General features: G+C 67.8%; 1 protein-coding gene and 1 pseudogene. Both read left to right on the top strand.

The features are described 5' to 3' along the window. Positions 1 to 9,990 (top strand): annotated as a pseudogene (locus tag VFA16_RS23545) (amino acid adenylation domain-containing protein); the annotation flags it as partial. Positions 9,991 to 10,077: 87 nt separating this feature from the next. Then, a partial coding sequence (locus VFA16_RS23540) for an aminotransferase class I/II-fold pyridoxal phosphate-dependent enzyme (RefSeq protein WP_324970158.1) occupies positions 10,078 to 10,605 on the top strand: 528 nt, incomplete at its 3' end.

Here is a 10,605-nt window from a genome sequence, read left to right as displayed (position 1 = left end):
ACACCGAGTGCAGTAGCGGTCAGCTGCGGTGAGCGCTCGTGGACCTACCGCGAACTCGACGACGCCGCCACCCGGTTGGCGCACCTGCTGGCCCACCGCGGCGCCCGGCCGGGGACGTGTGTGGCGTTGCTGTTCCACCGTTCTATCGAAGCCGTGCAGGCCATCCTGGCCGTCCTGAAAACCGGCGCCGCCTATCTGCCCATCGACCCCGCGCTGCCGGCGTCGCGCATCGAATTCATGCTCACCGACGCCACCCCCATCGCCGCCGTCACCACTGCCGAGCTGGCCGAGCGCCTCGAGAGTCACGACGCGGTCGTCGTCGATGTTCACGACCCGCAGATCCAGGTCCAGCCGTGCACCGGGTTGCCGGCACCGGCCGCCGAGGACATCGCCCACATCATCTACACGTCCGGCACCACCGGAGTCCCCAAAGGCGTGGCCGTCACCCACCGCAATGTGACCCAGTTGTTGGCGTCGTTGGATGCCGGCCTGCCGACGCCGGGCGTCTGGTCGCAGTGGCACTCCTATGCCTTCGACGTGTCGGTGTGGGAGATCTGGGGCGCGTTGCTGCATGGCGGCCGGCTGGTGGTGGTCCCCGAGTCGACGGCCCGCTCCCCGCAGGACTTCCACGACCTCCTGGTCGCCGAGCACGTCACAGTGCTGACCCAAACCCCGTCTGCGGTGGGAGTGCTGTCACCGCACGGGCTTGATGCGGCGTTGGTGGTGGCCGGTGAGGCCTGCCCCGCCCAGGTGGTGGACCGCTGGGCTCCGGATCGGGTGATGCTCAACGCCTACGGCCCGACCGAAACCACGATCTATGCGACGGTCAGTGCGCCGCTGACGCCCGGGTCGGGGCCACCGCCGATCGGGTTCCCGGTGCCCGGAGCGGCGGCGTTTGTGCTCGACGGCTGGTTGCGCCCGGTGCCGGTGGGGGTTATTGGGGAGTTGTATGTAGCTGGCGCCGGCGTAGGGCTGGGCTATCTGCGCCGAGCCAGGTTGACCGGGTCACGCTTCGTGGCCTGCGCGTTCGGCGCGCCAGGAACGCGTATGTATCGCACCGGCGATCAGGTGCGCTGGGGCGCCGACGGTCAACTGCAGTACCTGGGCCGCGCTGACGACCAGGTCAAGATCCGCGGGTATCGGATCGAACTCGGCGACATCCGCGCCGCCCTCGCTGAGCTGGACGGGGTCGATCAAGCGGTGGTCATCCTGCGCGAGGACCGCCCGGGCGACAAACGCCTTGTCGGTTACATCACCGGCACCGCCGACCCGGCCGACGCGCGCGCCCGCCTGGCTGAGCGGCTACCGGACTACATGATCCCGACCGCGGTGGTGCCACTCGACACACTGCCGTTGACGGTCAACGGCAAGCTCGACACCCGCGCCCTGCCGGCACCGGAATACCGCGCAAGCGAGTATCGCGCCCCGGCCAATCCGATCGAGGAGATCCTGGTCGCCGTATACGCCCGGGTGCTGGGGCTTAAGCGTGTCGGAGTCGACGACTCCTTCTTCGACCTCGGCGGGGACAGCATTTCAGCGATGCGGGTGGTCGCGGCGGCCAACGCCAGCCTGGAGTCGAATCTTTCGGTGCGCACGGTGTTCGAAGCACCCACGGTGGCCCAGCTGGCAACGCGGGTCGGCGAGGGCGCGGGTCGGCTGCAGCCGTTGGCTCCGATGCAGCGCCCGGCCGTGGTTCCGTTGTCGTTCGCCCAGAACCGGTTGTGGTTCATCGACCAGTTGCAGGGCCCGTCACCGGTCTACAACATTCCAGCGGCTCTCCGCTTGCAAGGAAACCTTGATGCTGACGCCTTGCGCCGAGCGCTGGCGGATGTGGTGGGCCGCCACGAGAGCCTGCGCACCGTCTTCCCTGTGGTCGAGGAAACTCCTCAGCAGGTGGTGATCCCGCCCGAGCAGGCCGACTTCGGCTGGCAGGTCATCGATGCGACCGGCTGGCCGGCGGCCCTGCTGGATCAAGCCATCGGCGAAGCAGCACGCTACACGTTCGATCTGGCCGCCGAGATTCCTTTGCGTGCAACGCTTTTGCGCGTCAGCGACGACGACCATGTGCTGGTGCTGGTCATGCATCACATTGCCGCCGACGGCTGGTCGCTAAGTCCGCTGACCCATGATCTGGCCCTGGCCTACGCCAACCGATCCGGCGGGCACGCCCCAGACTGGGCGCCATTGGCGGTGCAGTATGTCGACTACACGCTGTGGCAGCGCACCCAACTGGGTGAGCTGACCAACCCCGACAGCCCAATTGCCGCACAACTCGCCTATTGGGAAGACGCCCTGGCGGGGTTGCCTGAGAGGCTGCAATTGCCCACCGACCGGCCGTACCCGGCGGTGGCCGATCAGCGCGGCGCCAGCGTGGCGGTGAACTGGCCGGCCGAACTGCAGCAGCAGGTAGCGCGGGTGGCTCGCGAGCACAACGCCACCAGCTTCATGGTGGTGCAGGCCGCACTGGCGGTGCTGCTCGCCAAGATCAGTGCCAATTCCGATGTGGCCGTTGGGTTCCCGATCGCCGGGCGCCGCGACCCAACCCTGGATGAGCTGGTCGGCTTTTTCGTCAACACCTTGGTGCTGCGGGTGGATCTCGCCGGCGATCCCGGCGTGGCCGAGGTGTTAAGTCAGGTCCGGGCGCGCAGCCTGGCCGCCTTCGAGCATCAGGATGTGCCGTTCGAGGTGCTGGTGGAGCGGCTCAACCCTACCCGCAACCTCTCGCATCACCCGCTGGTGCAGGTGGCGTTGGCGTGGCAGAACCTGCCCTGGCAAGACGCTGCCGGGTTGGCGTTGGGCGACGTGCAAGTCACACCGCTGCCGACCGAAACCCAAACGGCCCGTATGGATCTGACATTCTCACTGGCCGAACGCTTCAGCGACGTGGGGGAGCCGGCCGGGATCTACGGGGCGGTGGAGTTCCGCACCGACGTGTTCAACCCGGAAACCATCGAAAAGCTGATCGAGCGATTCGAGCGGGTGCTGGTAGCGATGACCGCCGAGCCGCGTCGGCGGCTGTCGTCGATCGATGTGCTCGACGCCGCCGAGCACACCTGGCTGGCTGATACTGGTCATCGGGCGGTGCTGAGCCGGCCCGTAACCGGGGGCACGATCCCGGAGTTGTTCGCCAAACAAGCGCAGCGCACCCCGCAGGGGGTCGCAGTCAGCTGCGGCGAGCAGTCCTGCACCTACCACGAGCTGGAGCAGGCGGCTAACCGGTTGGCCCACCTTCTGGCCGCTCACGGCGTCGGGCCCGGCCGCTATGTGGCACTGCTGTTTTCCCGCTCGGTCGAGGCGATCACGGCGATGCTGGCGGTGCTGAAAACCGGGGCAGCGTACCTACCGCTGGATCCAGCGCTGCCGACGGCGCGGCTCGCGTTCATGCTCGCCGACGCCGCGCCGATCGCCGCAGTCACCACTGCGGACCTGCGCCCGCGGCTCGACCGGCATGGGCTGCCCGTCATCGACGTCGACGACCCCGCTCTCGACACCCAACCTGACACGGCGCTGCCGGCTCCAAACCCGGAGGATCTGGCCTACCTCATCTACACCTCCGGCACCACCGGCACGCCCAAGGGTGTGGCAATCACCCACCGCAACGTCACCCAACTGCTCGCCGCGCCCGCTACCCACCTGCCACCTGCGGGGGTGCGGGCCCAATGCCACTCGTATGCCTTCGACGCCTCGGTCGAGGAGATCTGGAGCGCGCTGTTAGGTGGCGGGCGGCTGGTGGTGGTGCCGGAATCCGTGACGCGCTCGCCGGAAGACTTCCACGACTTGCTGACGGCCGAACGAGTCAGTGTGCTCACCCAGACCCCATCAGCGGTCGGTGTGCTCTCGCCGGACGGATTGGACGCGATGGCTTTGCTGGTGGTCGGGGAGGCTTGCCCGGGCGAGCTGGTGGACCGGTGGGCGCCCGGGCGGGTGATGATCAACGCCTACGGCCCCACTGAAACCACGGTATGTGTGTCCAGGAGCACGCCGCTGACCCCGGGGTCCGGTGCACCGCCGATCGGATCGCCAGTGGCCGGGGCCGCGTTGTTTGTGCTCGACGGGTGGCTGCGCCCGGTGGCGCCCGGGGTGGTCGGCGAGCTGTATGTGGCCGGCGCCGGTGTCGGCGTCGGCTATGTGCGCCGACCGGGCCTAACGGCCTCGCGCTTTGTGGCTTGCCCGTTCGCCGGCGCGGATGCGCTAGGAACACGCATGTATCGCACCGGCGACCTGGTGCGCTGGCGCGCCGACGGCCAACTCGACTATTTGGGCCGCGCCGACGAGCAGGTCAAGGTCCGCGGGTATCGCATTGAACTCGGCGACATCCAGGCCGCCCTGTCCGCCCTGGACGGAGTGGACCAGGCGGTGGTGATCGCCCGCGAGGACCGCCCCGGCGACAAACGCCTCGTCGCCTACATCACCGGCACCGCCGACCCCGCCCAACTCCGTCCCCAGCTGGCCGATCGGTTGCCGGCCTACATGATCCCGGCCGCCGTCGTTGCACTCGACACCTTGCCGCTGACCGCCAACGGCAAGATCGACACCCGTGCCCTGCCGGCACCGGAATACACCAGCGGCCAGTACCGGGCCCCGGCCACCGTGGTGGAGGAGATCCTGGCCGGCGTGTACGCACACGTCCTCGGCCTCGAGCGCGTCGGTGTCGACGACTCCTTCTTCGACCTCGGCGGTGACAGCATTTCGGCGATGCAGGTGGTGGCGCGCGCCCGAGCGGCTGGTCTGCTGTGCAAGCCGCGCGACGTTTTCGTCGAGCAGACAGTGGCTCGACTGGCCCGGGTGGCCACGGTGGCCGACGGCGAGGCCGTCGTGGCCGACGAGGGCACCGGTCCGGTGATCGCGACTCCGATCATGCACTGGCTGGCCACCGTGGACGGCCCGACCGACCAGTTCAACCAGACGGTGCTGCTGCAGGCTCCCGCCGGAGTCACCGACGCGGATGTCGTGGTGCTGTTGCAGGCGCTGCTGGACCGGCACGCCATGCTTCGGTGCCGCGTCGACGACGACGCGGGCGCGTGGTCGCTGCAGGTACCCGAGCCGGGATCGGTGGATGCCGCAGACGGCCTGCACATCGTAGAGAACCTCACCGATGAGGCGCTGACAACGGCGCGGTCGCGGTTGAATCCAGCCGCCGGCGTCATGCTCAGCGCAGTGTGGGCGAGCGGTGCCGGTCAGCTGGCGTTGATCATTCACCACCTCGCCGTCGATGCCGTCTCGTGGCGCGTGGTGATCGAAGACCTCAACCTTGCCTGGGCTCAGCACCGCCAAGGGCAGCCGATCGAGCTGCCGCTGGTGGGGACGTCGTTCGCGCGGTGGGCATCTGTGTTGGCCGACTATGCGCGCTGCCCTGACATTGTGGAACAGGCGGCCGCATGGAAACAGGTGGCGGCAACCCCGGCCGCCTTGCCGGCGGCGCAACCCGCGCTGGACACGTTTGCCACCGCCGGGCACCTGTCGTCGACACTGGATGCCCGGACCACGCACATGCTGCTCGGCGACGTGCCCGCGGCTTTTCATGCCGGGGTGCAAGACATCCTGTTGATCGCCTTCGGGCTGGCGGTGGCGGAGTTTATCGGTAACGGGAGCACACCGATCGCTATCGACGTCGAGGGCCACGGCCGCTACGAGGAATTGGCGCCCGGCATCGACTTGTCCCACACCGTGGGCTGGTTCACCACCAAATACCCGGTATCGCTGGTGGTCGGGCGGCCCGATTGGGCGAAAGTGACCGCCGGTGACCCGGCGCTGGGGGCGCTGATCAAAGACGCCAAAGAACAGCTTCGCGCTCTGCCCGATGGTCTGACATACGGCGTGTTGCGCTACCTGAACACCGATGTCGACCTGGCGGTGTCCGATCCGTCGATCGGCTTCAACTACTTGGGCCGCCTCGGCGCGGCCACAACCGACTCATTCGGTGATGTGTGGCGGATGAGCTCGGACGGCGGGGCGCTAATCGCCGGGGCCTCGGCGATCCCCATGCCGCTGCCTCACGCTCTGGAACTCAACGCGGTGGCCGTCGACACCGACACCGGCCCGCACCTGCAGGCCGATTGGATGTGGGCGCCCTCGGCGCTGGATCACGGCCAAGTCAGCCGGCTCAGCCGGTTGTGGTGTGAGGCCCTCGCCGGCATCTGCGCGCACGTTCAAGCCGGCGGCGGCGGGTTGACACCGTCGGATATCGCGCCGGCCCGACTGAGCCAGCAACAGATCGACGAGCTGCAGCGCGGCCACCAGATTGCCGACATTCTGCCGTTGACACCCCTGCAGCAGGGGCTGCTCTTCCACGCCAGCACCGCGCCGGCTACGGCGGGTCATCTGTATGCGGTGCAGCTGGATATCACCTTGAGCGGCCCGCTCGATCCCGACCGCCTGCACGATGCCGTGCACACGGTCGTCAACCGGCATCCGAACCTCGTCGCCCACTTCTGCACGCAGTTCGACGAGCCGGTGCAGACCATCCCCGCCAATCCGGTCGTCCCGTGGCGGTACGTCGAACTGGATCGCGAAGACGATCCCAACGAACAGATCCGGCGCATCTGCGCTGCCGAACGCGACGCGGTCTGCCGGCTCGGCGACCAGCCGGCCTTCCGGGCGGCGCTGATCCGCACCACGGCACTGCAGCACCGGTTCGTGCTGACCAACCATCACATCGTGCTCGACGGCTGGTCGCTGCCGATCCTGCTGGGCGAAGTATTCGCCACCTTCAGCGGGCAGCGGCTACCGGCGCCAGCGTCGTATCGCCGGTTCGTGCACTGGCTGGCCGATCGCGACCTCGACGCTGCCCGCGCGGTGTGGCAGCAGCTGCTGGCCGGATTCGACACGCCCACACTGGTCGCGCCGACGCATCGACCGCGGCCAGGCGACCGGGGCGTCACATCGGTCCGGATGTCCGCTGAAATCACCCGCGGCGTCGCCGAACTGGCCCGCTCGACTCACACGACGGCCAACACCGTGCTGCAAGCCGGCTTCGCGCGGCTGCTCATGGCGGTGACCGGTCAAGACGATGTCGCGTTCGGCACCACGGTCTCGGGTCGGCCTACCGAGATACCCGGCGCCGACTCGATGGTGGGCCTCTTCATCAACACCGTGCCGGTGCGGGCTCGCATCACCGGGACAACCACCGGCGCAGACCTGCTCGACCAACTGCAACGCGCCCACAACGAGACTCTCGAGCACCAGCATCTGGCGCTGAGCGAGATTCACCGCATCACCGGCCAGGACACCCTGTTCGACACCTTGTTCGTGTACGAAAACTATCCGGTCGACACAGCTGTGGCGTCGGGCGACTCAGAAGTGGCTGTCACCGACTTCACCGTCCACGAGTCCACCCACTACCCGCTGACAGTGCAAGCCCTGCCGGGCCGGGAACTGGGCTTCCGCATCGAATACGACACCGGGCTGTTCGACGCGGAAACAGTCGAGGCGCTCATTAAGCGGTTCCAGCGGGTGCTGGTGGCGATAACCGCCGATCCCAGGCAGCGGCTGGCATCGATCGATCTGCTCGAAGACGCCGAGCACACCGGGTTGGACGAGGTCGGCAACCAGGCGGCACTGACCCGAGCGGCGCCCGCCCGCGGGTCGGTTCCCATACTGTTTGCCGCCCAGGTGGCCCGGACCCCGGAGGCAGCCGCGGTCAGCTGCCAAGGCCGCTCACTGACCTACCGCGAGCTGGACGACGCAGCGACCCGGCTGGCGCACCTGCTGGCCGGCCATGGCGTCGGCCCCGGGCGGTCTGTCGCGCTGCTCTTCAACCGTTCGGCCGAAGCGATCGTCGCGATCTTGGCGGTGCTCAAAACCGGCGCGGCTTACCTGCCCATCGACCCCGCGCTGCCGGCGCCGCGCATCGGGTTCATGCTCGACGACGCCGCCCCCGTCGCCGCGGTCACCACCGCCGCCCTGCGCGACCGACTCGAGGGCTACCACCTGACGGTCGTCGACGTCGACGACCCGGCTATCGACGCCCAGCCGTACACGGCATTGCCGGCGCCCGCGCCCGACGACATCGCCCACATCATCTACACGTCCGGCACGACCGGCATCCCCAAAGGCGTTGCGGTTACCCACTCGAACCTGGTCCAGCTGTTCGACGCACTCGACGCCGGCGTGGCGCTGGAGCCGGGACGGGCGTGGACGCAGAGCCATTCCTACGCCTTCGACTTCTCGTCGTGGGAGATCTGGGCTGCGCTGCTGCACGGTGGACGGTTGGTCGTGGTGCCCGAATCGGTGGCCCGCTCGCCGGAAGACTTCCACGCCCTCCTGGTCGCCGAACACGTCGACGTGCTCACCCAGACCCCGTCTGCGGTTGGGGTGCTCTCGCCTGACGGTCTGGACCAGACGGCCTTGGTCATCGGCGCGGAACCCTGCCCGGCCGAGCTGGTGGATCGCTGGGCACCAGGCCGGGTGATGGTCAACGTCTACGGCCCCACCGAAACGACGATGTGGGCGTCCAAGAGCGCGCCGTTGACGGCCGGGTCCGGTGCACCACCGATCGGCTCGCCGGTGACGAACGCCGCCTTCTTCGTCCTCGACGGCTGGCTGCGGCGGGTGCCGCCCGGCGCGGTCGGCGAGTTGTACCTGGCCGGTGCCGGGGTGGGGGTCGGGTATTGGCGGCGCTCGGGGTTGACGGCCTCGCGGTTTGTGGCTTGCCCGTTCGGGGCGCCGGGGACACGGATGTATCGCACCGGGGATTTGGTGCGCTGGCGCGACGACGGGCAACTCGACTATCTGGGCCGCGCCGACGAGCAGGTCAAGATCCGCGGCTACCGCATCGAACTCGGTGATATCCGTGCCGCGCTCGCCGCACTGGACGGGGTGGAGCAGGCGGTGGTGATTTCCCGCGAGGACCGCCCCGGCGACAAACGCCTTGTCGGCTACGTCACCGGCACGATCGACCCCGCGGACGCGCGTGCCGCATTGGCCGAGCGGCTGCCGGCTTACATGGTGCCCACGGCGATCGTGGCACTCGAAGCGCTGCCGTTGACGGTCAACGGCAAACTTGACACCCGCGCCCTACCGGCGCCGGAATACGCCGCCGGTGAGTACCGCGCTCCGGCCAATGCCGTCGAAGAAACCCTCGCCGGTATCTACGCCGACGTGCTGGGAATCGACCGCGTCGGGGTCGACGACTCGTTCTTCGACCTTGGCGGCGACAGCATTTCGGCGATGCGCCTGATCGCCGCGGTCAAAACCGCACTAGACGCAGAACTTTCGGTCGGTACTATTTTCGACGCGCCGACCGTGAGAGCTTTAGCCCAGCGGCTGCACACATACCACACACCGGCACAACAAGTACGTCCGGTGCAAACTCTGAAGAGCGGCACCGGTGTTCCGCTGTTCTGCATTCATCCTGCGGGCGGCGTGAGCTGGCCGTATCAGGCTCTCGGTCAATACTTGAATTGCCCGATCATCGGGATCCAACAAACGCTGCAGCCCGAAGAGGCTGAGCCGCAGTCGATTCGCGACATGGCCGCAAACTACGCCGACCGCATCCAAAAGACTTGTCCGGCAGGGCCTTACAATCTTCTCGGCTGGTCGTTCGGAGGGGTCGTCGCCCATGCAGTCGCGATCGAGTTGCAGCGACGCGGGTGCGTCGTCTCACGCCTGACCCTTCTCGATGCTCAACCCAGCATTGACCGCGTCCAGATGCCCACAAACGCCTTGCAGGAGGACGACGTCCTGGACGACGTCTTGCGGTTCTACGGCAACGGGGACGGCTCGCTCACCAAGGAGCAACTGGAAGAACTGATCCGCCAACAGGGGCCCACGGAATTCGCGCAGTACCAACAACTATTGGGATTCCTGGTCGGAAACCTCAACAGCAACATGAGCCGGTACCGGGCTTATCAACCCGAAACCTTCGACGGCGACGTCGTCGTCTTGGCCGCGGTGCGGGACGAGAGCGATCGCACTTCCTACCTTCGTGCAAGTTGGCGGCCGTACGTCTCTGGCGAGATCGCATTGCACTCGGTCGACTGCACGCATCAAGAGATGCTGACCGCCGAATCGCTCAGCACTTACGGTGATCAACTCAAACAGTCGCTCGCATCTCCTGACGGGCAGCCGCTGACCGCCATCGCTGTGTCGCGACTGCAGCCGTATGTGGCCCCCGTGTTCGCCGACATGCCGGCGCTGGCCGCTCGCACCGGCGCGGTGGACCTCGGAATCGGCTTCCCCGACGAAGACGGACCGCCCGCGATGCTGAAGGCCGCCCAAGACGCGATTGCCCAGGGACTCAACCAGTACCCGCCGGGTATCGGTATCGCCGCGCTGCGCCAGGCCATCGCCGACCAGCGGAAGCGGCATTTCGGCGTCGAGTACGACCCGGACAGTGAGATTCTGGTGACGGTCGGCGCCACCGAAGCTATCGCCGCGGCAGTGCTGGGCCTGGTCGAGCCGGGTTCAGAGGTGGTGCTGATCGAGCCGTTCTACGACTCTTACTCGCCGGTGGTGGCGATGGCCGGCGCCCGGCGGGTGCTCGTGCAGTTGGTGCCCGACGGTCGAGGCTTCGCCCTTGACGTCGACGCACTGCGCCGCGCAGTCACCCCGCGGACCAGGGCCTTGATCATCAACTCGCCGCACAACCCGACCGGCATGGTGCTG

Source organism: Mycobacterium sp., assembly GCF_035653355.1.
Classification (GTDB): domain Bacteria; phylum Actinomycetota; class Actinomycetes; order Mycobacteriales; family Mycobacteriaceae; genus Mycobacterium.
Note: the sequence above shows the minus strand (reverse complement) of the source record. Positions and strands in the feature narration are given on the sequence as shown.